Origin of the sequence: Flavobacterium sp. (genome assembly GCF_039932285.1) — a bacterium.
Taxonomy (GTDB): Bacteria; Bacteroidota; Bacteroidia; order Flavobacteriales; family Flavobacteriaceae; genus Flavobacterium.
In genome coordinates this window covers 1-16,393 of the sequence record NZ_JBDTQE010000031.1, presented here as the reverse complement: position 1 = coordinate 16,393, position 16,393 = coordinate 1, and the positions used below count along the sequence as shown (strand labels likewise).

Annotated in this window: 10 protein-coding genes and 1 tRNA gene; 6 read left to right on the top strand and 5 right to left on the bottom strand. The window is 31.9% G+C overall.

Annotated elements, in window-relative coordinates:
• Positions 1–52 precede the first annotated feature (52 nt).
• The 3 genes from mnmG to ABI549_RS07465 form a co-directional block, all read right to left on the bottom strand.
• Entirely contained in the window at positions 53–1,924 is a 1,872-nt protein-coding gene (mnmG, locus tag ABI549_RS07475) for a tRNA uridine-5-carboxymethylaminomethyl(34) synthesis enzyme MnmG (protein WP_348075837.1), read from the bottom strand.
• A gap of 179 nt (positions 1,925–2,103) precedes the next feature.
• Positions 2,104–2,523, bottom strand: coding sequence for an rRNA maturation RNase YbeY (gene ybeY / locus ABI549_RS07470; RefSeq protein WP_348075836.1), 420 nt, complete (start codon positions 2,521–2,523; stop codon positions 2,104–2,106).
• A complete protein-coding gene (locus ABI549_RS07465) occupies positions 2,516–5,878 on the bottom strand; it encodes a hypothetical protein (RefSeq protein ID WP_348075835.1) in 3,363 nt (1,120 codons plus the stop codon). Before ABI549_RS07465 ends, ybeY begins: the two co-directional genes overlap by 8 nt.
• A gap of 100 nt (positions 5,879–5,978) precedes the next feature.
• Between ABI549_RS07465 and ABI549_RS07460 the strand changes: the two genes are divergently transcribed.
• Both ABI549_RS07460 and gltX read left to right on the top strand, forming a co-directional pair.
• The gene (locus tag ABI549_RS07460; protein WP_348075834.1) at positions 5,979–7,007 is read left to right on the top strand and encodes an alkane 1-monooxygenase; all 1,029 of its coding nucleotides are present in this window, start codon (positions 5,979–5,981) and stop codon (positions 7,005–7,007) included.
• A 95-nt stretch (positions 7,008–7,102) separates the two neighbouring features.
• A complete protein-coding gene (gene gltX, locus ABI549_RS07455) occupies positions 7,103–8,608 on the top strand; it encodes a glutamate--tRNA ligase (protein WP_348075833.1) in 1,506 nt (501 codons plus the stop codon).
• Between the two features lie 32 nt (positions 8,609–8,640).
• Here gltX and ABI549_RS07450 read toward each other — a convergent pair whose 3' ends face one another.
• Positions 8,641–9,297 carry a PorT family protein gene (locus ABI549_RS07450; protein ID WP_348075832.1) on the bottom strand — a complete coding sequence of 219 codons (657 nt, stop codon included), beginning with the start codon at positions 9,295–9,297 and terminating at the stop codon, positions 8,641–8,643.
• A 107-nt stretch (positions 9,298–9,404) separates the two neighbouring features.
• On the opposite strand from ABI549_RS07450, the gene ABI549_RS07445 reads away from it, so the two are divergent.
• Positions 9,405–10,391, top strand: a complete 987-nt coding sequence (locus tag ABI549_RS07445; RefSeq protein WP_348075831.1) for an SPFH domain-containing protein — start codon at positions 9,405–9,407, stop codon at positions 10,389–10,391.
• Positions 10,392–11,120: 729 nt separating this feature from the next.
• Here the strand turns inward: ABI549_RS07445 and ABI549_RS07440 are convergent.
• Positions 11,121–13,217 (bottom strand): glutamine--tRNA ligase/YqeY domain fusion protein, encoded by a 2,097-nt coding sequence (locus ABI549_RS07440; protein ID WP_348075830.1) that lies wholly within the window; start codon positions 13,215–13,217, stop codon positions 11,121–11,123.
• A 146-nt stretch (positions 13,218–13,363) separates the two neighbouring features.
• Between ABI549_RS07440 and folB the strand changes: the two genes are divergently transcribed.
• From folB to ABI549_RS07425, 3 genes are all read left to right on the top strand, one after another.
• A complete protein-coding gene (folB, locus tag ABI549_RS07435; RefSeq protein WP_348075829.1) occupies positions 13,364–13,723 on the top strand; it encodes a dihydroneopterin aldolase in 360 nt (119 codons plus the stop codon).
• 118 nt (positions 13,724–13,841) lie between these two features.
• Positions 13,842–13,912, top strand: a tRNA-Cys gene (locus ABI549_RS07430).
• A 408-nt stretch (positions 13,913–14,320) separates the two neighbouring features.
• Positions 14,321–15,949: an esterase-like activity of phytase family protein gene (locus ABI549_RS07425; protein ID WP_348075828.1), complete on the top strand. Its 1,629-nt coding sequence runs from the start codon at positions 14,321–14,323 to the stop codon at positions 15,947–15,949.
• Positions 15,950–16,393 lie beyond the last annotated feature (444 nt).

The following is a 16,393-nucleotide window of genomic DNA, read 5'->3' as shown; positions in this document are numbered from 1 at the left end:
TGATTAAGGATTCGAAAACTCCTAAATCAAAAATCCTAATTTCTAAATAATTTTATCTTCCAAGGAAAACCAACAACACCGAAATATCACTTGGCGAAACTCCAGAAATTCTTGAAGCTTGAGAAATGGTAACTGGTCTTATTTTAGATAATTTCTGTTTGGCTTCTATAGACATTGATTTTATTTGATGGTAATCGAAACTTTCCGGTATTTTTAAATCTTCTAGACGGGTTTGTTTTTCAGCATTTGCTCTTTCTTTATCTATATAACCTGAATACTTGACTTGAATTTCTGCTTGTTCTAATATCTCTTGATCTAAATCATGATTGGCAACATATTCTGCCACATTATTAAATTTTAAAACATCAGCCAACTCAATTTGCGGACGAGATAGAATTTTAAAAATCTTATCAGTCTGATTTACTTCGGCAGTTTCTTTCACAATTAAAACTGGATTTGCTTCAGCTGGAGTAATACTAGTTTCTTTGAAGAAAGCTACCATTTTTTCTGATTCGTTCAGCTTGTGTTCCATTCGTTTCAAACGAGCATCAGAAGCCAAACCTATTTTATTTGACATAGGAGTCAATCTAAAATCGGCATTATCCTGACGCAATAAGGTTCTGAATTCGGCACGAGAAGTAAACATTCTATACGGTTCTTCAGTTCCTTTAGTGATTAAATCATCTATCAAAACTCCAATATAAGCTTCGTCACGTTTTAAGATTAAAGGTTCTTGTTCTTTCACCTTGAGTGCCGCATTTATTCCAGCCATCAAACCTTGAGAAGCTGCTTCTTCGTAACCAGTTGTTCCGTTTATTTGACCTGCAAAATACAACCCTTCAACCAATTTTGTTTCTAATGTATGCTTCAATTGCGTAGGAGGGAAGTAATCATATTCGATAGCATATCCCGCTCTGAAGAATTTTACTTTCTCGAAACCAACAACCGAACGCAAGGCTTTAAATTGAATATCTTCTGGTAAAGAAGTCGAAAAACCATTCACATAAACTTCACAAGTATTCCAACCTTCTGGCTCGACAAACAATTGATGTCTGTCTTTATCAGCAAAACGATTTATTTTATCTTCGATAGAAGGGCAATATCTTGGACCTAAACTTTTAATTCTTCCGTTGAACATTGGCGAGCGTTCGAAACCTTCACGCAATATATCATGAACCAAAAGTGAGGTATAAGTCATGTGGCAATCTCTCTGATGGGTCAATGGTTTTGTTACATCAGAATAGGAAAATTTTGATGGATTTATATCACCTGCTTCTACATTCATTTTAGAATAATCAAGAGAACGACCATCAACTCGTGGTGGCGTTCCTGTTTTCATTCTTCCAGATTCAAAACCAGCTTTAACTAAATCTTCGGTAATTCCGTAAGCGGCACTTTCTCCAGCACGACCACCACCAAATTGTTTGTCACCGATATGAATCAATCCATTCAAAAAAGTTCCATTAGTCAACACAACCGATTTACCACGAATGGTTAAACCCAAAGAGGTTTTAATACCCAAAACTTTATTGTTTTCTATAACCATTCCAGAAACCATTTCTTGATAAAAATCAAGATTAGGCGTTCCTTCAAGCATCAATCGCCATTCTTCCGAAAAACGCATGCGGTCACTTTGAACTCTTGGTGACCACATCGCTGGTCCTTTCGACTTGTTAAGCATCTTAAATTGAATGGCGGTTTTATCAGAAACAATTCCTGAATAACCACCAAGCGCATCAATTTCACGAACTATTTGACCTTTGGCAATTCCGCCCATAGCAGGATTACAAGACATTTGCGCGATGTTTTGCAAACTCATTGTAACCAATAGGGTAGAGCAACCTAAGTTTGCCGAAGCTGCTGCGGCTTCACAACCAGCATGACCTGCACCAACCACTATAACATCATATTCTTCTAGAAACATATTCAATTACGAATTACGAATTACGAATTACGGTTTTTAATCGTTCTTGCAATTCTGTTTAATTGTTCCACGTGGAACTTGTTTAATTACTAATTAAAAAATTACGAATCGTTATTCTTATTAAATTATCACAAGTTGTTTCACGTGAAACAAATTCATAATTTTTAATTCGTAATTCATTATTGTTTCACGTGAAACAATTTTATTTTTTCATCTTCTTTAGAGCGCATTAATGCTTCGTCAGATTCAGATTTATCTTTGTAACCGCAGTAATGCAACACGCCGTGAATCATCACGCGTTTTAATTCTTCTTCGAAAGAAACCTTAAACTCTTCTGCATTCTCACGGACTCTTTCTACAGAGATATAAATATCTCCGTGAATTTCGTTTCCTAAAGAATAATCGAAACTTATGATGTCTGTTAATGTGTCGTGATTTAAATACTGTTGGTTGATTACAACTAAATATTCATCGTCACAGAAGATGTAATTTATCTCGCCTTCGGATTTATTTTCTGAAAGAATAACACTAGAAATCCAATCGGTATAAATGGTTTCTTCCTGTATTTCGAAATCTATTTCGTAATTAAAACTAATCATTTTTCTTAAAATATTCTTGAACCTTACGGTCAAAATTCGAGCGCAAAGGTAGTGTTTGTCTGTTTAAAATTTCAATACTATTTAAATATTCTTGAAGCTTTTGCGGTAGGGGATTTGCTGTGTTGTTAAAATCTTTTTTATTTGTATTTGATTGTCTTTTTGAATCTTGATTTTGCTCTTGAATTGCTTTCTCTAATTTGAGTAATTCATACTTCAGATTAAGTGCTTTTTGAATCGCTTCATTAGAAAATCCTTTGTTGATTAATTGCTTTTCTATTTGCTTCATTTGGTCTAAAGCATTTTGTCCAGCTCCGCCCAAACCGTTTTTCTCGAGTTCTTTTTGCAATGCGTCACGCAATTGTTGTTGCTCTTTAAGGATGTCTAAAATTGCTTTTGCATCGCCTTCGCCATCTTGTCCGTTTTTTCCGCTACCTTTTCCGTCGCTGCCTTGACCAGATTTTCCGTCTTTTCCAGACTTGCCATCTTTGCCTGATTTTCCGTCTTTTCCTTCGCCTGGTTTTTCACCGGGCTTGTCTCCAGGTTTATCTCCTTTGCTTTTTCCGTCTTTTATTTTCTCACCAAGACCTTGTTGCTTTTTAATGATATCTGGCAACTGCATTCCGCTACCTTGTCCTTTTCCTGGTTTTGGTTTTCCTTTGCCCATTCCTGAAAGTGACATTTGCATACTGTTTAGAACATCACTTAAAAAATTGGCTAAATTATTAGCACTTGTTAAAGAAAATTGCTGGCTTGATGTTCCTCTAGCAATCTGATTGTCGGAAAGTAAGTCGATACTTTTATCAATATTATAATGAACTTTTCCAATTTCCGTTGTGATTTGTTCGCTTATTTTTGGGTTGCGTAATGACATCGCGAACAAGCTATCATCAACGTGTTTGAATTGTTGCTTTAAATCTTGTTGCGTCTTTAAGTGTTTTGAAAACGCATTAGAAGTATTTGTTATCGCTTTAAAATTCTTAATTAATGCTTCCTGTGAAAACGAAAACGCCAACAAGTTATCTAATATTTGACGGAGCATCGCTACATCTTCTTCCATTTGTTCTTTTTCTCCGCCTTCCATTTCTTGAGCCATTTTCTGACTCATTTCTTTCATTTTCTTAGCTGCACTTTTTTGCTTCGGAGAAGCTTTGTCTTGTTGTTGTTTTTGTAATTCTTCTGAAGCTTTTTGCAAATCTTTATCGATACTATCTTCTTTTTCTTTGTCTTGAGGAATATCTAACGGCGATTTTAGCTCTTTGTTTTCTTTGTCAAGATCTTTTAATTCTTGTTGAATCTTGTCGAACTCTTTATTAATGTCATTTTGTTTTTCTTCAGAATTCTCTTTCTTATCATCAGCAAGCTTATCTTCTTTTTCAGAAAGTTTATCTAACTTGTCTGCGAGTTGTTCTGCTTTTTTCTCGACATAATATCTTTTAGTCAACTCGACCAATTGTTCTAAAGTCTTGGTTTGGTTTTTACTTTTCTGCTGAAATTTTTCTAGTTTTTCTTGTATTTCCTCTTGGTCTAGTTTTTCATTCAATCGTTTTAATTCATCTAAAAGCTTTTGATTTTTTTCTAATTCTTCTTTCGATTTTTCTAAACGTTGTTTCAATAATTCTTTCTTCGGATCATTTTCTTCAGCTTTAAATTTCTCTAAATTATCTTTAATCTTTTCAGAAAAATCCTTCATCATTTCATCTTGTTGTTTCTGACGTTTTACGAAATCATCTAATTTTTGCTTGTCTTTATAATCTAAATCTTTTTTTTCTTTATTGGTTTTTTGCAGTTTTTCTAACTCTGAAAGTTGCTTGTCTTGTTTGCTTAACGATTTTTCTAAAGCATTAATATTCTCGTTTTGCTGTTGTAGATTTTCATTTACTTTTTCTTCGGCAGTAGATTCACGATAAGAAAATTCAGATGATTTGGTGCTTTTGAAATGATGAATAGCATCGTTATCAAAAACCTCAAAATAATATTCATACGCCACACCATCTACAATAGGCAAAGTACTTGGAAAAGAAAATACAAATTGATCGAAATTACTTTTCTTAACCGCTATAGTTCCACGTTTAGCCGCTTGCGGATTGTCTTTAGGAAAATAAACCACGCTCAATTTCGAAAATCCATAATCGTCTGCTATTTGACCTAAAATATATTCTTTAGAACCCTTTAAACTATCAGCGGCCATGGCCACTTTGATGGTTGGAAACTGGTCTTTTACCACATTGATAGCATAATTGAGTTTTTCGTAGTTTTTTACTACTTTATTAGAAGTAAATATCTGATATTCTGTGTTTTGAAATATATTTTTACTTAAATTGAACGCATTTCCAGAATTTACAAACGAATACGATTTATTGGCTTCAATTAGATTGATATTTTGCGTCGCAACAGTATTAATTCTCCACGTAATTTGCGTGCCTTCGGGAACAATAGCATTCCCAGTTCCTTTGATAATTTCCGATTTCTTATTTAAATAATTAGGAAAATGAAGTGACATCTCGAAATTGGCAATAGCAGGAACGGTGATCACATTCAAAGTATAATCGGCTGATGAAACTTCGTTAGCTTCAATATGAAAATCGATATTTTGCATAGGTTTCGTTAATACAAACTGAAATTCTCCTTGTTTGGTGTTTTCCATAAAATAACTTTCGTCACCTATAAAAATCATAGCTTTCTCTGGAACAACATTTCCTACGGTTTTTACTTTGAGAATAAAATCTTTGTTTTGTTCTGTTTGCAAATTTTTGTTTACCAACGTAAAAGCAAACGGCGCTGGCGGCAAAAACTGTTGTTTGTAATTTACCACACGATTCATACTTTCGGTAATTAGTTTTTGTTGCCCTGAAAGCATCAGAAACAAAACAAAAAATAAAGGAATTAATGCTAATGGCAGGAACTTTTTGTTCTTTTTAAAATCGATAGCATTAGAAAAAGGAATGGGTTGTAGTGAATTTGCCTTTTGGTTTATTGATGCCAAAAGTAATTCCGATTGGTTTTTGTCTTCTGATAATTGAAGAAAATTAGTCAGCTTATCATTCACTTCTGTGAAATGATTCCCAATAATTTTTGAAGCTTCGGTATAATCGATTCCTTTTTTGAGCTTGAATAATTGGAAAATTGGAAAGGCAATAAATCGCACCAGCAAAAATAACTGCACCAAAATAAATAGCGCAAACAAAAAGGTTCGTCCCGTAGGTTTTAACCAAAGGAAATATTCGATAAAACTCGTTGCAAAAAGATATAGTAATCCCAAACCAATAAAGAGAATGGTTCCACGCAACAACTCGTTAGTATAGAATTTCTTGATGAAATCTTCTAGCTTTTGGAATATGAGGTTTTTTGAATTCAAAATTACATTCGTTAAATTATAACTTATAAAGTTACAATTTTTGCTGAATATCAAAACATTAAAAAAAACTTTAGTATTTTTATAAGAAAATCATTTTACTATGAAATATTTATTAGCCTATTCAATTCCCATCATTAGTTTGTTAGGGATTCATTATCAAGGAGTTTTAAGTTATTCTGGCGTATTATTTGCTTTTGTATTAATCCCTTTTTTTGAGATAATACTTCCAACTAATGAAGATAATTATTCGGAAGAAAAAATTAAAAACCGTCTAAAAAACAAGTTGTTTGACTTTTTATTGTATTTAAACATTCCTATTGTATATGGAATCTTGTTTTTTACAATATGGAAAGTTACAAACAATCATTTAACCATGTTCGAACTTATAGGAACAACTTTGAGTCTTGGAATTGTCTTGGGTGCTAACGGGATAAACGTTGCGCATGAGTTAGGACATAGAGAAAAATTGTACGAAAGAATATTTGGAAAAATATTATTAGTTCCTTCCCATTATACCCACTTCTTTATAGAGCATAATCACGGTCATCATTTACATGTTTCAACCCCAAATGATCCATCAACAGCAAAATACAATCAAAGTTTGTACACATTCTGGTGGCAAACTGTTTCTGGAACTTACTTAAAAGCTTGGGAAATTCAGAAGAAATTAAACCAAATAGAGAACCGTCCGTTTTATTCTATAAAAAACGATATGTTTTGGTTTACCATAATTCAAATAAGTTATCTAGCATCAATCTATTTCTTCTTTGGATTTAATGGATTCTTACTAGCTTTATTTGCCGGTATTGTTGGTTTTTTATTACTAGAAACTATAAACTACATAGAGCATTATGGCTTAAAAAGAAATATACTTCCTTCTGGAAGGTTTGAACGAGTTTCTGAAAAACATTCCTGGAATTCTAATCATATTTTAGGAAGAATCATGTTATACGAGTTAACACGTCATAGTGATCATCATTTTAAATCTCAGAAAAAATATCAAATTTTAGAATATCATGATGTTTCGCCACAAATGCCATACGGCTATCCAACTAGTATGGTAATTTCATTTATTCCGCCTTTATGGTTTGCGGTAATGAATAAGAGGGTTCCTGTAGATATGAAATAGATTATTCGATTGCTAGATATTTAGATTATTCGAAAAATCAAATCATCGAAAAATTCAACAATCGATTTTGTATCTTTACCTCAAAATTTACTAAAATGTCTAAACAAGTTCGTGTGCGTTTTGCACCAAGTCCAACAGGAGCTTTGCATATAGGTGGTGTTCGTACTGCTTTATTTAATTATTTATTTGCCAAAAAACACAACGGTGTTTTCTATTTACGAATAGAAGATACAGATCAAAATCGTTTTGTTCCAGGTGCCGAAGAATATATACTAGAAGCATTAGAATGGTTGGGAATTTCTCCTGATGAAACTATAGGCAAAAACGAAAAATTTGGTCCATACAGACAGTCAGAAAGAAAAGATTTATACAAACAATATGCTGACCAATTGATACATTCTGGTTGGGCTTATTATGCGTTTGATACTCCTGAAAGTTTAGATACTTTACGAAAAACAACTGAAGCATCAGGAAATACTTTTATTTACAATCATACAGTTCGTGAAACATTAGACAATTCATTAACTAATTCTCCCGAAAAAGTAACTGAAAGAATTGCCGCTGGAGAAGATTTTGTAATTCGTTTTAAAACGCCAGTTAATGAAACGTTACATCTTACAGATATTATTCGTGGCGATATTAAGTTTGATACCAATTTGTTAGACGATAAAGTTTTATTTAAATCTGACGGAATGCCTACTTACCATTTGGCTAATATTGTAGATGATCATTTGATGGAAACTTCGCACGTAATTCGTGGTGAAGAATGGTTGCCATCTATGCCGTTACATGTTTTGTTGTACAGAGCATTTGGTTGGGAAGCTCCAGAATTTGCGCACTTACCATTGATACTAAAACCTATAGGAAACGGAAAATTATCGAAACGTGATGGCGAAAAATTAGGCTTTCCAGTATTTCCATTGCAATGGAAAACAGAAGAAGGAACTTCATTAGGATATAAAGAGAAAGGGTTTTTCCCAGAAGCTGTGATCAATTTCTTAGCCATGTTGGGTTGGAATGACGGAACCGAACAAGAACTTTTTTCGTTAGAAGAATTAGTACAAAAATTTGATTTGAACCGAATTCACAAAGCAGGAGCGAAGTTTGATCCTGAGAAAAACAAATGGTTTAATCATCAATATTTGGTTAAGAAAGAAGATAAAGCGTTGGCTGAATTATTCTTGCCAATAGTGGAATCAAACGGAATTACTTCAAATTTAGATTATGTAACTAAAGTGGTTGCATTAGTAAAAGAAAGAGCTCATTTTGTAAACGAACTTTGGGATTTATCAGATTATTTCTTTATAGCGCCAACAACTTATGACGAGAAAGCTACAAAAAACTGGAAAGATGAAACTCCTGAATTAATGAAACAATTAATTGTAGTTCTAAACATAATAGAAGATTTTACGGCAGCAAATATTGAAACCATTGTAAAAGATTGGATGACACAAAACGAAATAGGAATGGGAAAAGTCATGCAACCGTTCCGATTAAGTTTAGTAGGAAAAATGATGGGCCCACATTTGTTTGATATTGTAGAAATGATTGGAAAAGAAGAAACGATTAAAAGAATTGAAAAAGCAATAGCTAGTTTATAAAAAGAAAAAGCCTCTAAATAGAGGCTTTTTTATTACAAATTAATCAACAACTGTCCGCTTATAATTCCTAAGTTTCCTTTAAAATTACTATTGTTATTCTTCAGTTTTAACTCTTCGGTTTTATTCAAATTGTTTAAAAAATTATTCAAACCATATTGGTAATTAACAACGGCACGAATTCTTTTTGTTCCAGCAGAAATACCAATATAAGCATTTCCGTTTATTTTAGTAACATCAGTAATTTCTTTAGCCGTTAAAAAAGTTCCAACCACATTATTTAATTCGTATTTACTATCTATTTTTAGTTTGTCATTTACTTGCAAAACTGGCCCAAAATCGATAGAAACATGGTCTTTTATCAAATTATAACTCGCTAATAAACGAATTTGAACACCCATTGTTTTATAATCTACATCAACTTTGTTTAACAAAGGAGTAAGTGTTTCGACAGAAAAATGATTTTCAAAAAATTGCATTCCAAAAATTGCACTAAAATTATCATAGTAATTTCCTCTAACTGACAAACCACCTACCCAACCAGATTCAGGTTTTGTAACAAAATTTGAAGTTTTTAAAGATGTTTGAGTAATACCGCCCATTATACCAATACGATTTCCATCACGACGATTGTACTGTGCAAAAGTCATTACGTTAAATAGCAAAACAGAAAATAAAATTAATTTTTTCATTTTTTAAACATTTAATTTACACAAAAGTAATAATATTTGATAAGCACTTTGTAACTTTCAAGATAAAGTAACGTATAATCAATATAACAAACTAAAAATCACTACAAATGAGTACATTTTTTATTATTTTTCTTGTCATAGGACTATTTATCCTATTCTCTTCTTTTTTTACTGTAAAGCAACAAACGGCAGTTGTCATCGAACGTTTTGGGAAATTTACTGGAATCAGACAATCTGGTTTACAACTCAAATTACCTGTTATAGACAATATTGCGGGTCGTGTAAATCTTAAAATCCAACAATTGGATGTTATGATAGAAACACAAACTAAAGACAACGTTTTTATTAAAATGAAAGTTTCAGTTCAGTTTAAAGTAATTCCAGAACATGTTTATGAAGCTTTTTACAAACTAGAATATCCACACGATCAGATTACTGCTTATGTTTTTGATGTCGTGCGTGCAGAAGTACCAAAACTAATTCTAGATGACGTTTTTGTTCGCAAAGACGATGTTGCCATTGCTGTAAAACGAGAATTAAACGAAGCTATGACCACTTATGGTTACGACATTATAAATACTTTGGTTACCGATATTGATCCAGATATCCAGGTAAAAAATGCCATGAACCGTATCAATGCTGCCGAAAGAGAAAAAACTGCTGCCATGTTTGAGTCTGAAGCACAACGTATTCGTATTGTTGCCAAAGCCAAAGCGGAAGCGGAAAGTAAAAAATTACAAGGTCAAGGTATTGCAGACCAACGTCGCGAAATTGCGCGTGGATTAGTAGAAAGTGTAGAAGTTCTGAATCAAGTAGGAATCAATTCGCAAGAAGCATCGGCGCTTATCGTGATCACACAACATTATGATACGTTGCAAGCCATTGGTGCCGATACCAATTCGAATTTAATTTTATTGCCTAATTCGCCGCAAGCCGCAAGTGATATGCTAAATACCATGGTGACCAGTTTTGCTGCTACCAATATAATTGGAGAACAAATGAAAAAACAAACACCAAGAGTAAAATCTAAAAATCATACTTCAACAGATTATAATCCATCAGATACATCTGAAGCGAATGAAGTTAAAGAATAAGTTTTTATAAATTTTAGAAAAAGAGTTCAAGAAATTGGACTCTTTTTTTTGGGAACAGATATTATTACTTTTTAGGAACATTTGTCCTGCTGTCCGTTTCAATTTTTCAATTTTTTCAAAATCAAAAAGATTTTCACTTCCATCAGGGTTAAAATTCAAATTTTTGTTTCCAAAATCAGTAAAAATTAAAATAAAGCGATTTAAGAAACGTTTTTCTAATAAACGTAAAAATAATTTAACCATTTTTTTAAGTTTAATAAAATTAATTTATGAAGGTCACTTTTAATAATTAATAATTATCATTTATTAATTATCAATTGTAATTATCTATAATATAAAAATCTGCCCAAAAACAGATTATTGTCATAAAAACTACAATTTAAAAATGAGATCCGTTTAGGAATTCGAAAACGATAAAAATTTTATTCTGTTTTTTTATTTCTATTTTGTCTTCTATTTTTTCAAAATTAAAAAATATTTTTATTTGAGTAAAAATTCAATTTTTTGGCTCCAAAAAAATTAAAAATTAAAATAAAGCGATTTAAGAAACATTTTTTTAAGAAACACATAAACACCTTAACCGATTTTTTAAGTTTAATAAAACCGGTTTATGAAGGTTAGTTTTAATAATTATTAATTATCGTTTATTAATTATCAATTGCAATTATCTATAATATAAAAATCTGCTTGAAAGCAGATTTTGTATTTATAAAAACTATAGTTTAATATTTAGATTGATTTTAGCAATTCCAAAACATTTTCGTTTTTCTCGGAATTTTTCAATTCTAATAATTGTGGTTGAAAATTAGAAAAATTATGAGAATCGTTTTTTAAATTTTCTATAACTAAAATTCGAACAGAAGCCAATTGACTTTTTAAAGACATCGAATATAACTTTGTTATTTGTTCTATTTCGATATCTTTTGCTGCCACTTTATCAGAATGTTTCAAAACAAAATTAGCAAACAACAAAGCATTATTATCATTCTTGATGTTCTTAACAATTGTGTTGATTATCAAACTATAATTATCGATATTTTTTATGTTATCAATGATAGATTTTAAGATAATTTCGGCAGCAGTTGAATCTTTTTCTTTTACATATTTATTGATTTCTTTCAACATATTCATCAATAAATTCTCTTCTTTTTTGCCTTTTTCTTCCCAAGCATCTTTTAGTCCAACAGTTTTGTTAAACACTAATTTTGAAGCACTTGAGTCATTATCAACATTAAAATAACCCAATCGTTGAAACTGGAATTTATCATTCGATTGCGCATTGGCAAGGCTTGGTTCTACAAATCCTTTTGCAATTTCTAATGAGGTTTTGTTCATAAAATCGAGAAAGTTTTTCTCTTTGTGAGAATCTGGCGCTTCGTCAATAAATAATCTATCGTAAAGTCTAACTTCAGCTTCAATCGCATGAGAAATAGAAACCCAATGCAAGGTTCCAGCTACTTTTCGCTTACTTGCTTCGGTGCCACTTCCGCTTAAAGAATCAGTATCATAAGTCGCTTGAATTTCGATAATATTCCCATTTGAATCTTTGGTAACACTTTCTCCTTTAATAATATAACCGTTTTTTAAACGTACTTCGTTCCCTATGCTCAACCTAAAAAATTTAGCTGGAGCTTCTTCCAGAAAATCTTCTCTTTCTATATATAATTCACGAGAAAATGGCACTTTTCTGAAACCTGCACTTTCGTCTTCTTGATTATTTTCGGCTTCTAACCATTCTTCTTTTCCTTCAGGATAATTTGTAATGACCAACTTTACTGGATCTAAAACTGCCATCACTCTTGGTGTGGTTTTGTTTAAATCTTCGCGTAAACAAAACTCCAAAAGTGACACGTCAATCACGTTTTCACGTTTGGCAACGCCTATAGTTTCACAGAAATTTCTAATCGATTTTGCTGTATAACCACGACGACGTAAACCTGAAATTGTTGGCATTCTTGGATCATCCCAACTATTAACCAATTTATCCTCAACCAATTGCAATAGTTTTCGTTTGCTCATTACGGTGTAATTCAAATTCAAACGAGCAAACTCATATTGATTTGGACGTACTTTAGTGGCGTCATATATTTGATCCAAAAACCAGTTGTATAATTCGCGGTGCATCACAAATTCTAGCGTACAGATAGAGTGCGAAATTTGTTCGATATAATCACTTTCGCCATGTGCATAATCATACATTGGATAAATTTTCCAATCGTTTCCTGTTCTATGATGATGACGGTGCAAAACCCTGTACATCAAAGGATCACGCATAAGCATATTGGTAGAAGTCATATCAATTTTAGCTCTCAAAACATGGCTTCCTTCTGGAAAATCACCATTTTTCATTGCTTCAAATAAACTCAAATTTTCTTTAACCGAACGGTTTCTAAAAGGGCCATCAACACCTGGTTGTGTTGGCGTTCCTTTTTGCATTGCCATAGCCTCAGACGATTGACTGTCAACATACGCTTTCCCATTTTTAATCATCGCAACGGCCCAATCGTACAATTGTTGGAAATAGTCAGACGCATATCGTTCTTCTGCCCAATTGAAACCCAACCATTGTAAATCTTCTTTGATAGCATCTACATATTCTTGCTCTTCTTTGGCTGGATTTGTATCGTCAAAACGCAAATTTACTGGCGCATTGTACTTTAATCCCAATCCAAAATTAAGGCAAATAGATTTTGCATGACCAATATGTAAGTATCCATTTGGCTCTGGCGGAAAACGAAAGCGTAATTTATCTTGAGGAAAACCGCTTGCTAAACTGTCTTCTATGATTTGTTCTATAAAATGAAGTGATTTCTCTTCGGTTGACATAATTTTGTTTAATTTTAGCAAAGATAAATAAATGTTGGCTATTTGGTTAATCGTTGATTTGGTTATTTGATAAATGATGACTAAAAATCGAATATTTAAGTGATATTATCGAATAAACAAATTACAAATCCACAAATAAACTCAAAATGGGCATTATAAAACTAAAAAACATACGTACTTTTTCTTATCACGGCTGTTTGGTTGAAGAAGGTAAGATAGGTTCTGACTACAAGGTTGATTTAGAAATAAAAACCGATTTACGTCGTTCTTCGTTATCAGATGACTTGAAGGATACAGTCGATTATGTGCTTCTGAATCAGATTGTAGTCGAAGAAATGGCGATTCGTTCGCATTTATTAGAACATGTTGCCAATAGAATTATCACTAGAATCTTTGCAGAAATTGCTTCGGTTTCTCGAATTATTGTAGCAGTTTCTAAGCTAAATCCACCTATTGGTGGTGATGTTGAAGCAGTTACCATTGAAATGGAAGAATACAGAAATTAAAAAAATTACGAATTATAAATTACGAATTACGAATTTTTAAAAAAATTTGTAAACTCTACGACTTTGAAACTTTGAAACTTTAAAAAAATATTCTACATTTGCAATCCGCTAAATAAATGGCGTCGTGGCCGAGCGGCTAGGCTGGGCTCTGCAAAAGCTCCTACTCCGGTTCGAATCCGGACGATGCCTCTAAAACCTTCAAAGAAATTTGGAGGTTTTTTTATGGGAAATTTTTTAGAAAAAAATAGATAAATGTATTGTTCGAATCCGGAGGATAATCCTAGAACTTTCAAAGAAATTTGGAGGTTTTTTTTTATGGAAAATTTTTAGAAAAAATTAGATAAATGTATTGTTCGAATCCGCACAATACGTCAAGAAGAGATACAGAAATGTGTCTCTTTTTTTATTTCAACATTCTTTGTTCGTTATTCAAAATTCAAACTTTTTTAATGTTGAAAAACGAACGCTGAATAACGAATTTTGAAATAAAAAGCCAATTTTTAACGAGTTAAGTATTGTTTATAATTTAATAACTCATTAATAATTCTAATAAAACATACAATCTTATAATGAAAAGTAATTTTGAAAATAAAAACTATGATACTAAAAAGACTTAATGTAAAACTATTTACAATTACAATAATGTGTTTTGCTTCAAAAATGAGTGGGCAAATAACATTAGACAATACTTATCAAAACACAAACTCTCAAACAATAGGTGTTTTTCAGGGAATAACATTTAGAGAAGGTGGTTTTTCTAGTTTACAATATATACCCAATACCAATGGAACTGAATTTTGGACTGTGACTGATAGAGGTGTAAATATAGATGCAGCAACAGCAAATACAGGAGCAACAGCATCTGCACAATACCCTACTTGTATTCCTACTTATGATAAAATATATGCTTTTCCTAACTATGCTCCAAAAATAATGAGGTTAAAAATAGTTGGCAATGAAGTTCAGATCATGCAAATGATTACTATAAAAAGACCTAATGGAAGTGATGTTACGGGTTTATTAAATCCTACTGGCTTTGGTAGTACTGCTGCCGAAGTAGCTTCTACAAATGTAGTTACTGATTGTGTTAATTTTGATGCCAATACAGCTTCAAAAGATGCTTGGGGAATAGATTCTGAAGGAATAGATGTAGATTCTGAAGGAAATTTCTGGATAAGTGAAGAAGGTGGTCCAACCATTTGGAAAGTAAGTCCAAATGGTATTGTTTTAAAAAGATATACACCATATACACTAACCGAACCTGAAGATGTAGCTATAAATAGTTGTTTTGCTTTTAGAAGAAACAACAGAGGTTTTGAGGGAATAAGTATTGCGCCAAACGGGAAAGTATATGCTATTATACAAAGTCCAATGTATTATAAAAATGTTTCAGGCATCGTAGCAAGTGCTACTTTAGGAAATTCTAGAATTCATAGAATTTTAGAAATTGATCCTGCTACTAATACACAAAAAATGTATGCTTATGTAAACGATGGACAAATAGGAACATCAAATGATATAAGACCAAGAGATTTAAAAATTGGAGGTATTAAAGCTATTAACAATACTACTTTTTTAGTTATCGAACAGGGATTAAGAGGAGCACAAAACATTAAAAGATTATATAAAATAGATATTACTGGTGCTACTGAGGTTTTAAGCGGTATAGCGTATGGTACTAAAACATTAGAAGAGCTTGATTCTCCTGCAAACTTAACTAGTAACAGCATAACTCCTGTTACTAAAACTTTACAATTTGATTTACACGCCAATGGTTGGCCAACAACTATAGAAAAAGCGGAAGGAATTGCTATTATAGATGCTAATACAATCGTTTTATGTAATGATAATGATTACGGACAATATAGCCCTACTGAAAATGGAATTGCTACTGCAAACAACATAAACAGTTCGTTGTACAAATATACTTTAGCTGGTAGCAATGCGTTACAAAATTACATACCTAATAATAATGTTGTTTTATCTACTAATAATAATTTTACAGTTGAAAACAAAATACTTAAAGTATATCCAAATCCGTTTACAAATGAAATTACTATAGATAATTTACTAAATGAGCAGTCTTCTTTTTCTATTATAAATATAATGGGCCAAGAAGTGATGAGTGGAAAAATAAACTTTAATAAAATAAATGTAGAACAATTAAAATCTAGTATTTATATATTAAAAATGGATAACCAATTTATAAAAATTATAAAAAATTAAGCTGTATAGATTGTGCAAAAAGAAAACCCTTCAAATTACTTTGAAGGGTTTTCTTTTTATTAATTTTTTACTAGTCGTCATAACTTCGTGGTATATTTATTGGTAAAGTAAATGTGCTTTCAACCAGTTCTCCATCTTTTAAAGCTGGAGTCCATTTAGGGCTATTTTTAAGAATTTTTTTTATTTGATCTCCAACTCCATAACCAATATCTTTTTTGATATTAATATTTCCAAGACTTCCATCAATTTGTATTGTAAATTCTACAATAACCTTTCCACCAGGAAAATTAAACAGATTTGGAGTTCTAAAATTATCGTTGATATATTTATAAAATTGATTTAAACCACCAGGGTTTTTTTTGGAGGTACAATTTCGGTATTTAATGAATCTTTAGGTTTGTCTTTTAAATTAGAATTTTGTGAAAAACTAAAATTGTAAGACAT